The organism is Snodgrassella sp. B3882 (assembly GCF_026535915.1).
Classification (GTDB): Bacteria; Pseudomonadota; Gammaproteobacteria; order Burkholderiales; family Neisseriaceae; genus Snodgrassella.
This window is the reverse complement of record NZ_JAFNPF010000001.1, coordinates 503,373-520,784: the sequence shown is the minus strand read 5'-3', so window position 1 is coordinate 520,784 and position 17,412 is coordinate 503,373. Positions and strand designations below refer to the sequence as shown.

Below are 17,412 nucleotides of genomic sequence, written 5' to 3'. Positions count from 1 at the left end.
CACTTCATCTATTTATGGTGCTTTCCCTGTTTTAATATTTATTCTATCTCTTTTGCAGGATTGAACATGTATTCCTCCTTCGGTTTCATCTATGAGCTTTAATTGATATATATTTAAATTGATATCGATACAATACAGGTACTTTTAACTATGGGCATGGATAAAGGAATTGTGGAGCCAAAAGCATCAAATTTATCAATAATCAGCGAATCCATTTTATGATTTTTTGATGTTGTTAATATTCTTGTTTTTTTTACTTTTTCATGATTGTTGGTAGAAACCACTGATTTATGAATCGTCAAATCGATATTTGGAGTTAATTCATTTCTCCCTTTTCCAGTGGAAAATTACCGACGTTATCCCTTAGTTCTACACCACTTTATTTTATAAGCAGAACATCTACTTACCTAATTATCATTAGCATCTTGTGGATGTTGATCATAATGAGCAATCTTGCTAAAAGAATCCATTCATTCCACCAATTTTGTCTTGGATAAAACGGATTCTCTTTGCATTTCTTCTGCAAAGATGACATTTTTATCTACAATGATTTGATCATTAAAGACATTTCTCCTCGTTATTTAGTCTCTTTGATCCTTTTTTCTAGATAAATATAATCCTTATCCTGCTTAAATTCTTTAGGTATCAATGAATAGCTGGCCATTAATGATTTCTTTAATTTAAAGGTAAACGTATTCTTTTCAAAACTGATAGACATAAAGTGGTTTAATAAATATCGATCTGAGTCACTTCTTGGTTCATGGATAAAAAAATCTGATATGATTTTCTCATTTTTGATAATAATCACTTTATACCATTCAGTACCAATATCTGCTGTTGCTTCAATGATAAAAATGATATAAGGACATGGTTGTGAAGATGAATATTGATAAATATTGAAACTAGGTCCGTCATATTTTTTGCTTTTAAGACTGATTACTCCTATCTTTTTATTATTTGCAAATAGATTAAAGGTTTCACTTGTATCATTGTAGGTAAACTTATATTTTTTATCACTATATGAATTTCGGTATTCGTCAGAATTTATCACTTTGAAATGATTGAAATCAATTTTGGTTGTTTTTCTAGATTTTTGCGTAACCTTATCTGCTAGGGGCATTTCGTTGCAAACGGAATGACTTTTACATCCAAATAATAATAAAATATAAATAAGTATCATTAATTTATTCATTTTTTCTTTCATTTTTCTTTAGTTGGGAAAATCAACAATATAAACACAATGATAGAACTCCACCCTACTCAATCATTGAGCCGCAAAGGTCAACATACGCGCATTGCGCTTATTCACAGTGGTGTCGAGGCCATGACCACTCACGGCTACATCAGCGCCAATATTGAGAGTATTTTGAACAAAGTTGGCGTACCTAAGGGTTCGTTTTACTATTATTTCAAAAGTAAACAAGACTTTGGTCTCGCAATACTCGACAATTACAACCATTATTTTATCAAAAAATTGCAACGACATTTATGTAATGAACATATTCCCATCGCACTGGACAGAATTAAAGCATTTTGTCACGATGCCAGAGACAATATGGCTAAATTCCAGTTTAACCGTGGCTGTCTAGTGGGCGAATTAATGCAGGACGAATCGCTCCTCCCGCCAGATTTTCCAGCCTTAATTGATCAGATATTGAATAACTGGCAAACCCTTATTGCAAATTGTCTGCAGTTGGCTCAGCAACAGCATGAAATCAATTCAGCAGCAGACTGCGCTCAATTAGCCTACTTTTTCTGGCTTGGTTGGGAAGGTGCGGTGAGCCGAGCCAAACTTCTCAAAAATGCCACACCTTTGGATACCTTTACTCAACAGTTTTTTAGCTTACTCACTTGACCTTAAGCTATGACTACTAAAGGGTTGAACTTATCCTGAATATTCTCAGTTCCTTTACCTACTCAAATTTAAGTATTTCTGTTAAGTATTCCTTTATTTCTGCTTTGAAGCAAGCTAGCAATCGGTCTATAATAAATTAGACCGATCGTCTAGTTAACTCCAATAGGGAATTCAACATGTTATGCAAAGCGATAGTGTTAGAAAAAAATTCGGACGCCTTTTCTTGTCATATCCGCAATATAAGTGAAGCAACCTTGCGGCAACAACCAGGTGACACCTTAATTCAAGTGCAATATTCCAGTCTAAACTATAAGGATGCCTTGGCCATCACTAATAGCGGACCAGTAGTCCGTCAATGGCCGATGGTACCCGGTATTGATGGTGTAGGTACGGTCATTCAAACCAATAGCAACCATGTTCAAATAGGTGATAGCGTCATTCTAAACGGTTGGGGGTGTGGTGAAACCCATTGGGGATGTTTGAGTCAACAAGCTCACCTCAAAGGCGAATGGTTAATTCCCCTGCCTAAAGAACTGAGCCCTAAACAGGCAATGATTATTGGTACTGCTGGCTATACCGCCGCTTTATGTGTACAACCAATTATCGAATATGGCATTACCCCTGAGCATGGCGAAATTCTTGTTACCGGCGCTACAGGTGGTGTAGGTTCCGTAGCCATCATGTTATTGAATCAACTGGGCTATTCAATCACTGCCGCTACCAGTAAAATCAATCATACCGATTATCTGCAACAATTAGGCGTACACCATTTTATTGATAGTCAAACCCTATTTTCCGCCGGCAAGCCTTTACAAAAAGAACAGTGGGCTGCGGCCATAGACGTTCTTGGCTCACATCCTCTGGCCAATATCTGTGCACAAACCCAATATGGTGGTATTGTTACCACCTGTGGGCTGGCTCATGGTATGGATTTTCCTGCAACTGTGGCACCTTTTATCCTCAGGGGTATCACCTTAGCCGGCATTGATAGTGTTATGGCTTCACGAGCCAAACGTATTGCAGCATGGGAATTCCTGGCCAAACTGCTTAATCCTGAGCAATTGGAACACATAGCTCAAACCATCTCATTAGATCAATGCCCTGACATCGCCAAGCAAATCATTAACGGCAATATCAAAGGCAGATTTATTGTCGACCTCAACCAGTAAAAAAACAACAACCGTCCATGTCACTTAACATCGACGGTTGTTTTAAACATTGCCTAGCTGTAAATCGATCAGCCAATCGTTTCATACCACCATTAATTCCAGCCCGGTACAACTGAATTCCTTTATTTTACTAATAAACATCAATTTAATGTTTTCTGAATCTATTTCAATTCTGTCAGTGTGCAAAGAATTTATTACATATTATCCATATTGATACCAGCTAGAAATTAATCATCATCTAAATCATACTCGGTGGTTCAGCCAGAATATAACCCCATCCCTTGTCCTGTCTGTGTTCCAGACTCTTGCCGATGCTTAACACTTCATCAGATAATGGTAAAATAGTTAGATCAAATTTATCCGATATGCATTAATACCATCCTGTTTATGAACCAGCTCACCGTTTATCTTGCTTCAGGTAGTCCGCGCCGGCATGAAATTTTGACTAACCTCGGCTATAAGGTTGTCCGTGTACCAGCGGAGATAGATGAAACGCCTGATACAGCAGAAAGTGCCAGTGATTATGTCCAACGCATGGCACAAACCAAAAACCGCGCCGCCATGGATGCATGGATGCATCATCATGACCAGCCGCTGCAATTTCCCCTTCTTAGTGCCGACACCACGGTTAGTCTGGATAATTTCATTTTAGGTAAACCAATCGATGCTGATGATGCCGCCCGTATGCTCAGACTACTTTCTGGCCGCCAGCATCAGGTGCTTACCGCAATTTGCCTATACTGGCAAAATCAAACCTACCAAGTTTTACAAACCAGTACCGTCAGCTTTGCTCGCTTACAACCGGAACAAATCTCAGCCTATATCGCTAGCGGCGAACCACTGGATAAAGCAGGTGCCTATGGCATACAGGGTTTGGGTGGTCTATTTGTCGAAAACATCAGTGGCAGCTTTACTGGCATTATGGGCTTACCTGTTTATGAAACCTGCCAACTACTCAGCCAATGTCACTACTCACCCCTGATTAAATAACCATCTACACCAACCCAATATTCACATGAACACCATCAAAACCTTCATTTTGCTGCCTATATTTACCCTTATCCCCCTGTGTGCCTGTTCTCATCACGACAGCTATCGCAGTGTGAGCGAAGCGGCGGCCATTACTGCTTCAGATATTCAAAAAGTGCATCAGGAAGCCAACACCACCTTAGACAAAATTGCTGGAGACATGGCTTCCAGTATCAACAATTCTCGAACCAACAGCCATTCTGCTTCTACTGCCTCCCTACCCACCCAATAAGCAACCCAATGCTCATTTATATTCATCCATCAATCGAACTGGGAACAGATAAACCTTGCCGGCATAGCTTAACCAAACTTACCCAAATGCCACCAATTAATGACCTATTTTCAAAATAATCAAACATCATCAAAATAAGTAAGCTTGCATTAGTATAGGTAATACCCACCCGCATAAAGCAAGAAAAAACAGACTATTAGCATCTAAACCCCAGCAGTATATTTGACGCTAAAAAATCAAAATCCTACCATTCTTGATTAAATAACTTAATCAAGATGAGTAGATTTGTGGTTGATATAGCAGCAAAATCCAATCAACACGGTGGCGCCAGAGCCGGCGCTGGGCGCAAAGCCAAAATAGCCGAACCCAAAATAGTCAAACGCATTCCCGTTAGTCTGATCCCAGCAGTCGAACACATGATCAGCCAACTGGCTAGCACGCGCTTGTGTCCGGCACAACACCTGCCACTTGACTGCTGGCACGTAGCCGAACACCTCAGCCAACTAACCATTCCATTAGCCACAGAAACCATTCCTGCCGGTTTTCCTAGTCCAGCAGAACCTTATATCAGTGACTATCTGGATTTCAACCAGTACCTAATCAAAAACCAGGCCGCCACCATTGCCGTACGCTGTGGCGGAGATTCTATGCACGACGCAGGCATCAGTCGCGACGACTTGCTAATAATCGATCGCTCCATCACCCCCAAACACCGCGATATCGTCATGGCCGATCTGGGCAACGAATTCACAATTAAACGTTTGCACCAACTTGATAACGGTTGCATTGAACTGCATTCCGAAAACAGCAACCAATCTTACCCCAACTTCAGCTTTCAGGAAGGCGACACTCTTGCCATTGTTGGCGTCGTAACCTACGTTATCAAACACATTCACTCATAAAAATCATGTTTTCAGATCAGCAACTTGCCTTTGTGGACATCGAAACCACTGGTGGACGTGCCACTCGTGACCGCATCACCGAAATAGCCGTCGTATACACCGAAGCGGGCCAACAACAGCCACAGCTTTTCCATACCCTGCTTAACCCTGGCATCAACATTTCCCCCTTTATTCAGGCACTCACCGGTATCAGCAATCAAATGGTACAGCAGGCACCCTGCTTCAACGACGAAATCGCTGACCAGCTTGCCGCCATCTTCAAAGATCGCATCTTTGTTGCCCATAATGTACGCTTTGATTACGGCTTCATCAAAGCTGCTTTCAAACGTCTGGGCAAAACCTTCAACCCACAGCAACTGTGCACCGTCAAACTATCACGCCAGCTCTACCCCGAACACAAACACCACGGTCTGGACAAAATTATTGCTCGTCACAACATCGACATGCACAATCGCCACCGCGCATTTGCCGACGCACGCGCCATCTACGACTTCTGGCAACAGCTCAAACACAACTTTCCCGCCGACACCCTGCATCAGGTATGTAAAACCATCATGCAGCGTCCCAGCCTACCCGCTCATTTGAACAGCGATATCCTGAAAAATATTCGCGACGATTACGGCGTGTACCTTATATATGGTGACAACGACTTGCCCCTGTATATTGGCAAAAGTAAGCGCGTTAAAACCCGGCTGCTGAGCCATTTCAGTCAGGATGTGCATAACAGCAAAGAAATGAGCCTGTCTCAACAGGCGAAAAAAATCGATGTTATCCCTTGCAGCGGTGAGCTAGATGCTCTGCTTACCGAATCAGCACAGATCAAACAACAACAGCCTATTCTTAACCGCCGTTTGCGTCGTAAGAAAGATTTGTTCAGCTTCCAACTCAGCACCAACGCACACGGCTACCATACCCTGAAAATCGTCACCATGCGCCATGTTCAGTTCAGCCAGCAACAGCATTACTACGGGTTGTTTCATACCAAAAGCGATGCCCATAAAGCCATCAAAAGCACCATTCATAAAACTGATTTGTGCCTGCAAACCCTTGGCATCGAAAAAGGCAGTAGCAATCGCCCCTGTTTCCGTCACCAATTACATCAATGCAGTGGTGCCTGCGTTAACAAAATCACCGCCGATATGCATAACCTCAAACTGGCGCTGGCATTACAAAACATCAAATTAACTGCGTGGCCTTTTAATCACTACGCTTACGTCCAAGAACGGCAAAAATACCACATCTTCCATCATTGGGTGTATCTGGGTAGCGCCAGTAATGCCGACGAATTACATACCATCCTGAATCAGCCACAAGGACAGCTTGATCGCGATGTTTACCAAATCATCAAGCAGCACAAGCACCGTCTACAGGCATTGGATCACACTTATGTTTGCCCTGATTGATGGCAATAACTTCTATTGCTCCTGCGAAAGAGCCTACCGTCCAGAGCTCAAACAACAGCCCATCATCGTGCTCAGTAACAACGATGGCTGCGTCATCTCACGCTCCAATGAAGCCAAAGACATGGGCATCAAGATGGGCGTACCCTATTTTCAGATTCAGCATCTGGTGCAGCAGGGCAAACTCACCGTCTTTTCATCCAATTACGAACTGTATGCCGACCTGTCACGGCGCATGATGAGCACCATCGCCTCCCTGGTACCAGCCATTGAAATCTACTCTATTGACGAATGCTTTGCCGACCTACACAGCCTGCATAAACTGCACCAACTTGGTCATGACATCCGTAACCGCATCCAACAATGGGTCGGCATCCCTACCTGCGTCGGCATCGCGCCTACCCGCACACTGGCCAAATTCTGCAACCATCTGGCCAAACGCCATCGCAACCATTTCAATGGCGTTGTCGTTTGGACAGATTGGAATCACAACATCCAGCAGCGAGCCCTTGCCAGCGAACCCGTTACCGAAATTTGGGGTATCGGTCGCCGAATCGGACAAAAATTAGCGGCACAAGGCATTCACACAGCCCTCGATTTCATCAATGCTCACACCCCCACCCTACGCAAACAATTTGGCGTGGTACTCGAACGTACCCAGCGTGAAATGCAAGGCATTCCCTGCAGCGAACTTGTCATTGAAGAAGCCAACCGGCAAAATATCGTACGCAGCCGCAGCTTCGGCAAAATGGTCACCACCCTCGAAGGTCTGCAAGCGGCCATCAGCCACCACATTACTGCCGGTGCAGCCAAACTGCGCGAACAACACAGCCAAGCACATATCATTGGGGTATTTATCAATACCAACCGCTTCCGCCAGGATCTATCTCAATACCGAGGCTATCAATTCATCAAACTACCACAGGCCAGTGCCGACACCATCACCCTGAACCACATCGCCCAGCATTTACTACAGCACATCTACCGCCCCGGCTATGAATACAAAAAATGTGGTATCGAACTGGGTGGTATCGAACCAGCACAGCATTTCCAACAACTCGATCTCCTCTGCCCAAGCCAAAATAACCACCGTCCCGAATTGATGAACGCTTGGGACAATATCACCACCCGTTACGGTCGCAGCTGCATCAAACTGGGCAGTGAACTGCAATCCAATCACTGGCACATGACCCGCACCGAACTGAGTCCCTGCTATACCACTCAATGGCCTGATTTATTAACCATATAAATTAAATATTGAGCACAAATTGACGGATGGCATTACATTCAATATTGTTATGCAGCAAGTTAAATATAAATAAACCAAACAAATAAAATGCATATGCAGGAAACACCCACATAATTCTTAACGGTTCATTTATAATGTACGGCAATATTGACATCTAACAGCTGATTAGAGATAGCACATGAAAGCCCTTCTTTCCATTGACTACACCCATGACTTTATCGCCACAGATGGCGCATTAACAACCGCATCGGCTGGTCAATCAATTGAAGAGCAAATGGTGCAGTTGACCAAAGCATTTATTGAGCAAGGGGATTTTGTCGTCTTTGCCATTGATGCCCATCAGGTAGAAGATCACTATCACCCGGAAAACAAACTTTTTCCGCCACACAACCTGATCGGTACTAAGGGGCAGGAATTATATGGAGCATTGAAACAGCTATATATCCAAAATCAAACCAATCCACAAATATACTGGCTTAACAAGCGACACTATTCTGCTTTCAGTGGCACTGATCTGGATATACGTTTGCGTGAAAGAAACATCACTGAACTGCATTTAACCGGCGTTTGTACCGATATCTGCATACTCCATACAGCAGTAGATGCCTATAATCTGAACTATAAAATCGTCGTCCATCAAAATGCAGTGGCCAGTTTTGATCCTGTAGGACATCAATGGGCATTAAATCATTTTCAGCATACCTTAGGTGCAACCATAGTATAAATAGCAGAAAAAAATCCTTCACCATCCTCAGCCACTGATACAGCAGATCAATAACATTTTTAACAACATAGTCGGTATAAATCGTTTTTCATACCGATGACCAGCAAAAATAAAATAAAAACTGGTTTTTGATAGCTAAATTTTTCCATCAAAAACCAGTTAAACTCAGCGAAGCAATCGCCTAAAAACAGACCACTGCACTACTCTGATAAAGGAACAAACAAAATATCGAGATCACGTTTGGGAACAAAATGGGTTTTCACTGCTCTAAATTGAGTCGCATTAATTTTCTTTAGAGATTTATCCCAGCATAGCGATACCAGTTCATGAGGTTTACGCTCTATGGTTAAAGTAAATCTACCGATTGGTTTTGCCCAGTTCGCTCCCGTGGTCAAAATATAACTGAGTTCACGGGTCAGTATTAAAGGACTATCACTCCCCTTTGTCCTATCATTTAACTTCTGAACAAAATTCCGGTCGAGACAAAATCTTTTCAATTCGCCACGAGCCACACTAGCCATGCTAGGTTTATTCGGAATTCCCCCACCCACGAGTGGTTGATAACGATGCTCGACGTGAGTAATCGCGTTGGCTTTAAAGGTTTGCACCCAGCTATAAGTAACCTTAATCTCCCAGGCAAATTCCGAATCTTCATATTTTTTTATTAATCTTTGAATTGTGGGATTGGAACAAGCCGCGATCTGATCATCAATCTGATTTTCGTGTAATAACCATATATTTAACAGTTTCTTTTCAGAAACACCACATGCCGCCAGTTCAGCGGTAACATCAATGGATTTATTACCCGTTTGCTGGTATGGACTAAAAAAAACAGACAGATGCCGTTTCGGCTTAATCGCCTTTCCATTTACCTTGATCTGAAAACTATTAAGCATGCCTTCCACATCTGCAAAATCCCCATCAACTCCGGTAGGGATGGCAGGTAAGGGAAATAAAATCGTTTCGGTAATATCGCGATTGGTTAGATTTTTAAACTGATAAGCAACCTGAATTTTCTCTTGACTGATATACAGATCCTCTGACTGCATAGAAATATGAGGATTTTTTATATAACTGATTCCACCTATACCGACATAACCGGTACTGTCATTGCCCAGGGCAACAACCGAAACAAGCAATAAAGCCCACAATCCGTTTCTAATATTCATGTTTCAACCAATGCATCATAATTAATTAAATATTTGCATATATTAACATAATAGAACTAACGTATTGTATTTCTTATGTCAGAGAAAACATAATGAAACAAAATCTATGCTATTCTGTGGTTTATAGAGGGGCTTAATTGGCAGACTATCCAATTACATTTATTAAGCATCAGTTATGAAATCAAATTTAATCAACAAGCTATCAAGTCCCAATGATAGAATAGTATTTGAAAAAAAAGTTATTTAACATATTTTTATCAGCAATAATTGTCTTATCTTAAGCTCAAATTTGCTCATATTCACTCAAACCAAATATTACAAAGACATATTTGCTAGAATCGAAAAAACAATTTAAAAATCTTGCTCGTCATATCATGATCAAACTTAAAATTAACTAAGACTTTTTCAGAAAGCCGTTTTTCAATAGTATGGAAAAAACAATCTTATCAGTTGCACTATCACCTATCAAAAGCAACCAAATACATTGTTTGCTTTAATAATGCCATTTCAAAAAATATTATAGCTGAAATTCAAATTCAAAATTTATTTCAAAATTAAACTCAATGGCACCACAAAACCACGTTTTAGTCAGTTGCTGCAACTCAAATGAAGTAAAAAAGAGAATTGATGGAATAAATCAAAAAGAAAAAAAGATAAGAAAATAACTGAACACTACAAAGGAGATTTGGTGGGTCGTGAGCGATTCGAACGCTCGACCAACGGATTAAAAGTCCGCTGCTCTACCGACTGAGCTAACGACCCTTTGGCTCCCCGACCAGGGCTCGAACCTGGGACCTGCGGATTAACAGTCCGTCGCTCTACCGACTGAGCTATCAGGGAAAGGAAGAGCGCATTATAGAAGCAGTATTACTGCCCGTCAATCCTTTTGTAGGACATTTTTCACAAAAAAGAAGCGTAAATCATGCAAATCATTGGTTGAAAAATAATTTTAAATTACATCAATCATCTCTTTTAACCGATCTTTTCTAAATGTGGGTGTTTACTCCCTTTGGGCAGTTTATGGTCTGCCTCAAATTCAAATCTATACCTGAGTAGTCAAAAATTCCGTTTAAGCGGATACGATAAATATAGAGAACAGCAACTCATCTGTCGACTTAAGCTGCAACCGCATATTCGCCTAAACCATCCAGTTTTATCATTGGTGCTTTAACCGTATCAAGAGCCCTATTACAAAAACACCATGGATCATGTACATTCTGTCCTGTTAAACAATTGGTGATGATCTACTCAGACTAAAATGGTATTGACATAACCAATCCGTTTTTTTACATTTATATCACGCTCAAATGAATTAGCACTAAATGCCCCATAGTTAAGTCTACTGACACACATTGAATCTGCTTTAAAGTGTTTTGGCTTGCTCAGACAGCATTACAATCAAGACTTTTAAATCATATTCTGAAAAACAACTGGTAATATCGGTGAAATAAAATTTATTTTGCTCAATATTGGGATTGTCCTCATCTAAAATTGACGCACAATCAGTCTTTATCACATTAGTGTTTTATACTTTATTGCACACGAATAAATTCTTCTAAATTCAATGTATTCATGCACATTTTTTTGCATCAAAGTGCAAACAATTGCGCACCTTAGCGATTTTTCCTAGATACGAAAAATTAATTAATCTTTACAATTCATATATTTACTCTTTTTATTTAGCACCCAGCATTCTGGTACATAAATTGCAATAGTAAAGATGTTTATTAACAAAAATAAACAATCTTTCAACGTGTAATCAGGAGTGTTCTATGCAAAATAAGCTAATCACCACCGAAAAAATTCGGGATTTTCTCCACGATGGCATAACCATTATGTTTGGTGGTTTTATGGGATGCGGAACGCCAGCTAAGATAGTGAACGCAATCGTGCAATCAGGCATTAAAGACATCACCTTAATTGGTAACGATACCGCCTTTGTTGATACAGGCGTAGGACCCCTGATTAACAACAATCAGGTCAAAAAAGTCATTACTTCTCATATCGGTACTAACCGCGAAACCGGCAGAAGAATGATTGCCGGTGAAATGGAAGTTGAGCTGGTACCACAAGGCACCCTTGCTGAACGCATTCGTTCTGGCGGAGCCGGCTTAGGTGGGGTGTTAACACCAACTGGGGTGGGTACCATCGTAGCTGATGGCAAACAAGTTTTAACCATCAATGATCGTGAATATTTGCTTGAACTGCCATTACGGGCTGATTTAGCCATTATTCATGCGCAAAAAGCGGATTACAGTGGCAATCTTATCTATCAATACGCCGCACGTAATTTTAACCCTTTAATTGCAACCGCTGCAGATACCGTTATTGCACAAGTAGATGAGCTGGTTGATGTAGGTCAGATTAACCCTGACGCAGTCATGACCCCCGCAGCATTAGTAGATTTTATTGTTAGCAGCAACGATTAAAGGAAATAGTCATGGATAAAAAAGAATTAATTGCACGACGTGTGGCTCAGGAATTGCGTGATGGTGATGTAGTTAATCTGGGCATTGGTTTACCCACCATGGTGGTTAATTACTTGCCAGAAGGTATCAATATTACGTTGCAATCTGAAAACGGGTTCTTAGGCTTAGGTCCGAAAACAGTAGATGAACCCAATATCGTCAATGCTGGTGGACAACCTTGTGGCATCGTACCGGGTGGAGCCACATTTGATAGTGCCTTCTCTTTTATGTTGATTCGTGGTGGGCATGTAGATGCTTGTGTTCTTGGTGGTTTAGAAGTTGATCAACACGGTAATCTCGCTAACTGGATGGTACCAGGCAAAATGGTGCCGGGTATGGGTGGTGCAATGGATCTGGTCACTGGTGCTAAAAAAGTGATTATTGCCATGGAACACTGTACTAAAACCGGTGAACCGAAAATTATTCCCGAATGCACATTACCACTGACGGCCAAAGGCAAAGTCAGCATGATCATCACTGAATTGGCGGTTTTTGAATTCAGAAATAATCAGATGTATTTGCTTGAAACCGCAGAAGGTGTAGATGTTGACACAGTCAAAGCGCACACTACAGCTCAATTTGTGGTAGCAGACAACCTGAAAACCATGTCTATCGCGGGAGCTGCAGCATCATGATTTCGCGTTTATCTCGATTTACTACCAACTTAGTGAGTAAATATTTACCAGACCCACTGATCTTTGCCTTAATTCTCACCTTTATCATCTTTCTCATGGCTTGGGGATTAACCAATTCTCAGCCACTGGACTTAGTACAAATGTGGGGAGACGGTTTTTGGAATCTTTTGGCGTTTGGTATGCAGATGGCTTTGATCGTGGTAACCGGTCATGCCTTAGCGAGTTCACCACCCGTTAAGTCAATTTTGGTTTCCATTGCTTCTATCGCCAAAACCCCAACACAGGCAGCGATGTTGGTAACTTTTGTTGGCTGCATTGCTTGTATCCTGAACTGGGGCTTTGGTCTGGTGGTGGGAGCCATGCTGGCTAAAGAAGTCGCCAGACAAGTCAAAAATGTAGATTACGGTTTGCTCATTGCTTGCGCCTACATTGCCTTTATGACTTGGGGTGGTGGATTATCCGGTTCCATGCCATTGATGGCTGCAACGCCAGGCAATCCAGTTGCGCACTTTATGGTAACTGAAGCCAACCCTCAGGGCATTGTACCCATTTCACAAACCATGTTTTCCGCCAGTAATATATTTATTACGGTGATGCTGATCATCTGCTTGCCGATTTTAGTGCGGTTCATGGTCAGAACAGATGGCAACGTGAATGTGGTTAATCCCGAATTACTGGCTCCGGAACCTGACTTTCAACGCCAACTGGATCGCAAAACTGCCACCATCGCTGAAAAAATGGAGGAAAGTAAATTCTTGTCCTTATTAGTGGGTGCCCTAGGCATCGGCTATTTGATTATTTACTTCTCCCAAAAAGGGTTCAATATCACCATTAACACTGTTAACCTCATGTTCTTAACTGCCGGTATTTTATTGCATCGTACACCTATGGCGTATATGCGTGCAGTATCCAATGCTGCTAAAAGTACTGCCGGTATCATCATTCAATTCCCATTTTACGCCGGTATTCAATTGATGATGGAACACTCTGGATTAGGTGGATTGATTACTGAATTCTTTATCAACATTGCCAGCAAAGATACCTTCCCGATCTGGACGTTTTTCAGCTCCGGCATCATCAACTTTGCCGTTCCATCTGGAGGTGGGCACTGGGTAATTCAGGGACCGTTTGTCATTCCAGCTGCTCAAGCGCTCGGAGCCGATTTAGGGAAATCAACCATGGCCATTGCCTATGGTGAACAATGGATGAATATGCTGCAACCATTTTGGGCATTGCCTGCACTAGCCATTGCCGGCTTAGGGGTAAGGGATATTATGGGTTATTGCATGACAGCATTGATATTCACCACCCCAATATTCCTGATTGGTTTGTACTTTTTCTAATAAAACAAGGGAGTTTATGATGACTAAAGCTGTAATCGTCAGTGCAACACGCACAGCAATTGGTAGTTTCAATGGTGCACTAACCTCCGTAGGCGCCATTGATCTGGGGAAAATAGTGATTGAAGAGGCATTAAAACGGGCCTCATTAGAAACAGGCGTGGTCAATGAAGTCATTATGGGAAATGTCCTACAAGCAGGCTTGGGTCAGAACCCAGCCCGTCAGGCAGCGTTAAGAGCCAATATTCCTGGATCTGTCCCTGCTTTTACCGTCAACAAAGTATGTGGAAGTGGTCTCAAATCCGTAGCGTTGGCGGCACAAAGTATCTTGGCAGGCGATAACGATATCGTCGTTGCCGGTGGTATGGAAAATATGTCTCAAGCACCCTACTTACTGAATAGTAAAGTTCGTTGGGGCTTAAAAATGGGTAATGCCGAACTTTACGATACCATGGTCAACGACGGTTTAACCTGTGCCACCAATCATTATCATATGGGTATTACGGCAGAAAATATTGCTGAACAATATGGAATCAGCCGACAAGAACAGGATGAACTGGCTTTACGCTCGCAACAACTAGCCACACAGGCAATCAATAATGGCGAGTTTGTTGATGAAATAGTGCCCGTTACCATCAGCTCCCGTAAAGGAGAGATCATCTTTAAACAAGACGAGTATCCTAAAGCGGATAGCTCCATTGAAGGCTTAGCCAAACTACGCCCCGCCTTCAAAAAAGAGGGTACCGTAACTGCTGGTAACGCATCCGGCATCAATGATGGTGCTGCAGCACTGGTAGTGATGTCAGAAACAAAAGCCAAAGAATTAGGCTTAAAACCATTGGCCACTATCCGCAGTTATGCTTCTGGCGGAGTAGATCCAAGTGTCATGGGTTTGGGTCCGGTTCCAGCAACCAAACTGGCGCTACAAAAGGCATCATTGCAACTATCAGATATTGATCTGATTGAAGCCAATGAAGCATTTGCCGCACAGTTTCTGGGCGTGGGTCGCGAGCTGAACTTCGATATGGATAAAACCAATATTCATGGTGGTGCCATTGCGCTGGGCCATCCAATTGGTGCCAGTGGCGCACGAATTTTGGTCACTTTGCTGTATTCAATGATCCATCATAATAAACAACTTGGTTTGGCTACATTATGTATTGGTGGAGGACAAGGAGCAGCAGTAATCATTGAACGTTGTTAAATTTTTCGAGCACTTGCCTCATCACCAGCTGATCAGGCCAGCGAAAAAATTGACATCTTTGTAACCCTATGGTGATATTGACTCAGTTTAATATCACCATAAGGCAAACCAGCCAATCAAATCTATCAACTCGCCCAGCACTATTTCCCATGTATACCGCAAGTCAATAAATGGGCGTTTAATTTAGCCAATGATGGATATCAGAGCCATGATGACTGCCCGTTTTTTTTCGCGTTTATATCCTGACAAAATCAGTGCACGCATATTTCTTCAAGTGACTCTTTTATCCTGTTTCTCCATTATTGTTTGTGCTTTATTTATCGACAAAGAAGGACGCGACCTGCTCAGGCAGGAAAAAATTCAAAAGCTTTACGCCGTCACCAAAACCTTAGATTTATTATTGGCTGATAGTTATCAGCAAATAGATACAAAACTGCCTAAAAATCAACAAATCCAACAACTTAATCAAATATTATCGCCAAAGATCGAGCCATTACTTAAAAATATGCCGAAAATCGCCGCCGGCTATTATCACAAAAAACTGGATGCGATTATCGTCTATGCCCCTCAGGCCGCTTATGGGGTCAACGTAGGCAAATCCATTCCCCTCACCCATAAAGGTCGAGAAGTGATGCTCAGTGGCCTACCTATGGTCGACAGTGGAAATCAAATTCGTGGCAACATCATGAATGCCATGATCCCGATCGTACGTGATAAACATATTCTCGGATACATTTGGGCAAATGAATCATTAGATGACATAGAAAAACAAGCCCTGGTATTTGATAAAAATGTACTCACAATCAGTTTGATTTGCATGTTGATCTGTATCAGCATTGCTTCCTTATTATCCAGAAAACTTAACAATGATATCAATGTCATCAAAAACGGATTAGAAAAACTTCCGTTTGCTTTAGATTCGCGCCTGCCGGTTATTCGTGGCGAACTCAATGAAATCGTTAACGGGATCAATAGTCTGGCAGAAAAACTACGCAAAACCAAAACCATGAATGAGCTTATACTGGAAAACACATTAGATGGCGTGATTACCGTAGATAATAATGGCGCCATCACCATGTTAAATCCAGCAGCAGAAAAAATGACTGGCTACAAGCTGGAGCAAGTATTAGGCCAGCCACATTCAACCTTAGTTGACGATAAAAATTTTGATAGTCCGTTATTGGATACCCTATTTAATGGTGTTGACCACATTGGCGTTGAAATTGATTTTCCAGTAGCAAAAAAAATAATCCGTATCTCAGCCAGTACCAACCATCTAAAAGATTATCAGGGCAATATAATCGGTGCCGTCGTGATATTCAAAGATATCACCGAACGAGAAGAAGTTGAAAAACTGATACAGCAAACAGAGCGGCTGGTGGCTTTAGGTGAATTAATGGCTGGTATCGCGCATGAAATCCGTAATCCACTCGCAGCAGTACGAGGGTTTGTCCAATATCTCCAAATGGATCTACCGCGGAACGAACAAAATGAATATATCGAAATCATATTAAAAGAAGTTGATTCCATTAACCATGTCATTCAACAATTATTAGATTTTTCTGTTCCCTCCAAGAATTATTATGTTTCAGCACACATCAATACCCTAATCGAAGAAGTACTCGTATTGGTGAATTCATCCCATCGTTCCAACAACATCAGCATCAACCTTGCTTTAGATCCACACCTACCTGCGTTGTATTTAGACAAAGAGCTAACAAAACAGGCTCTACTCAATTTAATAATCAATGCTATTCAGGCCATTAAAGATAAAGGAATCATCGAAATACACACCTCCTTATCCAGCAATGAAAAATATCTTTTGATCCGCATAAAAGATAATGGTGCAGGAATTAAGCCCGAACTCATGGAAAAAATCTTTACCCCATTTTTTACCACCAAAATCTCAGGTACCGGCTTAGGTTTACCCATGGTTCAAAAAATTATTGCCTCACATAAAGGGCACATAAGTATCAAAAACAATCAACATGGTTGCGGTGTCACTGTCGAAGTTGCACTGCCCGTTAACTGAAAAA

The 17,412-nt window shown here is 41.7% G+C and carries 15 protein-coding genes and 2 tRNA genes; 13 read left to right on the top strand and 4 right to left on the bottom strand.

The genetic code is table 11. The features are described from left to right. Window positions 1–577 precede the first annotated feature (577 nt). A complete protein-coding gene (locus tag J3U68_RS02180) occupies window positions 578–1,192 on the bottom strand; it encodes a hypothetical protein (protein ID WP_267374111.1) in 615 nt (204 codons plus the stop codon). Between the two features lie 48 nt (window positions 1,193–1,240). On the opposite strand from J3U68_RS02180, the gene J3U68_RS02175 reads away from it, so the two are divergent. The 8 genes from J3U68_RS02175 (at window position 1,241) to J3U68_RS02140 (ending at window position 8,560) form a co-directional block, all read left to right on the top strand. Continuing rightward, window positions 1,241–1,855, top strand: a complete 615-nt coding sequence (locus tag J3U68_RS02175; protein ID WP_267374109.1) for a TetR/AcrR family transcriptional regulator — start codon at window positions 1,241–1,243, stop codon at window positions 1,853–1,855. A 176-nt stretch (window positions 1,856–2,031) separates the two neighbouring features. Then, the gene (locus J3U68_RS02170) at window positions 2,032–3,024 is read left to right on the top strand and encodes an MDR family oxidoreductase (RefSeq protein ID WP_267374107.1); all 993 of its coding nucleotides are present in this window, start codon (window positions 2,032–2,034) and stop codon (window positions 3,022–3,024) included. 387 nt (window positions 3,025–3,411) lie between these two features. Next, on the top strand, window positions 3,412–4,014 hold the full coding sequence (locus J3U68_RS02165; protein ID WP_267374105.1) for a Maf family protein: 603 nt from the start codon (window positions 3,412–3,414) through the stop codon (window positions 4,012–4,014). A 25-nt stretch (window positions 4,015–4,039) separates the two neighbouring features. Continuing rightward, window positions 4,040–4,285, top strand: a complete 246-nt coding sequence (locus tag J3U68_RS02160; RefSeq protein WP_267374103.1) for a hypothetical protein — start codon at window positions 4,040–4,042, stop codon at window positions 4,283–4,285. A 287-nt stretch (window positions 4,286–4,572) separates the two neighbouring features. Continuing rightward, window positions 4,573–5,187 carry a LexA family protein gene (locus tag J3U68_RS02155; RefSeq protein ID WP_267374101.1) on the top strand — a complete coding sequence of 205 codons (615 nt, stop codon included), beginning with the start codon at window positions 4,573–4,575 and terminating at the stop codon, window positions 5,185–5,187. A 5-nt stretch (window positions 5,188–5,192) separates the two neighbouring features. Next, window positions 5,193–6,590 (top strand): 3'-5' exonuclease family protein, encoded by a 1,398-nt coding sequence (locus J3U68_RS02150; RefSeq protein WP_267374099.1) that lies wholly within the window; start codon window positions 5,193–5,195, stop codon window positions 6,588–6,590. Next, window positions 6,517–7,836 carry a Y-family DNA polymerase gene (locus tag J3U68_RS02145; protein ID WP_323811417.1) on the top strand — a complete coding sequence of 440 codons (1,320 nt, stop codon included), beginning with the start codon at window positions 6,517–6,519 and terminating at the stop codon, window positions 7,834–7,836. Before J3U68_RS02150 ends, J3U68_RS02145 begins: the two co-directional genes overlap by 74 nt. 178 nt (window positions 7,837–8,014) lie before the next feature. Beyond that, window positions 8,015–8,560: a cysteine hydrolase family protein gene (locus J3U68_RS02140; protein ID WP_267374095.1), complete on the top strand. Its 546-nt coding sequence runs from the start codon at window positions 8,015–8,017 to the stop codon at window positions 8,558–8,560. Between the two features lie 200 nt (window positions 8,561–8,760). On the opposite strand, the gene J3U68_RS02135 is transcribed toward J3U68_RS02140, so the two are convergent. The 3 genes from J3U68_RS02135 to J3U68_RS02125 form a co-directional block, all read right to left on the bottom strand. After that, window positions 8,761–9,729 (bottom strand): DUF4424 family protein, encoded by a 969-nt coding sequence (locus J3U68_RS02135; protein ID WP_267374093.1) that lies wholly within the window; start codon window positions 9,727–9,729, stop codon window positions 8,761–8,763. A gap of 686 nt (window positions 9,730–10,415) precedes the next feature. Then, window positions 10,416–10,491, bottom strand: a tRNA-Lys gene (locus J3U68_RS02130). A 2-nt stretch (window positions 10,492–10,493) separates the two neighbouring features. Beyond that, window positions 10,494–10,569 (bottom strand) — tRNA-Asn (locus J3U68_RS02125). 932 nt (window positions 10,570–11,501) lie between these two features. On the opposite strand from J3U68_RS02125, the gene atoD reads away from it, so the two are divergent. The 5 genes from atoD (at window position 11,502) to atoS (ending at window position 17,408) form a co-directional block, all read left to right on the top strand. After that, window positions 11,502–12,158, top strand: a complete 657-nt coding sequence (atoD, locus tag J3U68_RS02120; protein WP_267374091.1) for an acetate CoA-transferase subunit alpha — start codon at window positions 11,502–11,504, stop codon at window positions 12,156–12,158. Window positions 12,159–12,169: 11 nt separating this feature from the next. Then, entirely contained in the window at window positions 12,170–12,832 is a 663-nt protein-coding gene (locus tag J3U68_RS02115; protein ID WP_267374089.1) for a 3-oxoacid CoA-transferase subunit B, read from the top strand. Beyond that, on the top strand, window positions 12,829–14,175 hold the full coding sequence (locus J3U68_RS02110; RefSeq protein WP_267374087.1) for a TIGR00366 family protein: 1,347 nt from the start codon (window positions 12,829–12,831) through the stop codon (window positions 14,173–14,175). The genes J3U68_RS02115 and J3U68_RS02110 overlap by 4 nt, the downstream gene beginning before the upstream one ends. A gap of 19 nt (window positions 14,176–14,194) precedes the next feature. Beyond that, window positions 14,195–15,376: an acetyl-CoA C-acetyltransferase gene (locus tag J3U68_RS02105; protein WP_267374085.1), complete on the top strand. Its 1,182-nt coding sequence runs from the start codon at window positions 14,195–14,197 to the stop codon at window positions 15,374–15,376. A gap of 208 nt (window positions 15,377–15,584) precedes the next feature. Continuing rightward, complete coding sequence (gene atoS / locus J3U68_RS02100; protein ID WP_267374083.1) at window positions 15,585–17,408, top strand: two-component system sensor histidine kinase AtoS; 1,824 nt, start codon at window positions 15,585–15,587, stop codon at window positions 17,406–17,408. Window positions 17,409–17,412 lie beyond the last annotated feature (4 nt).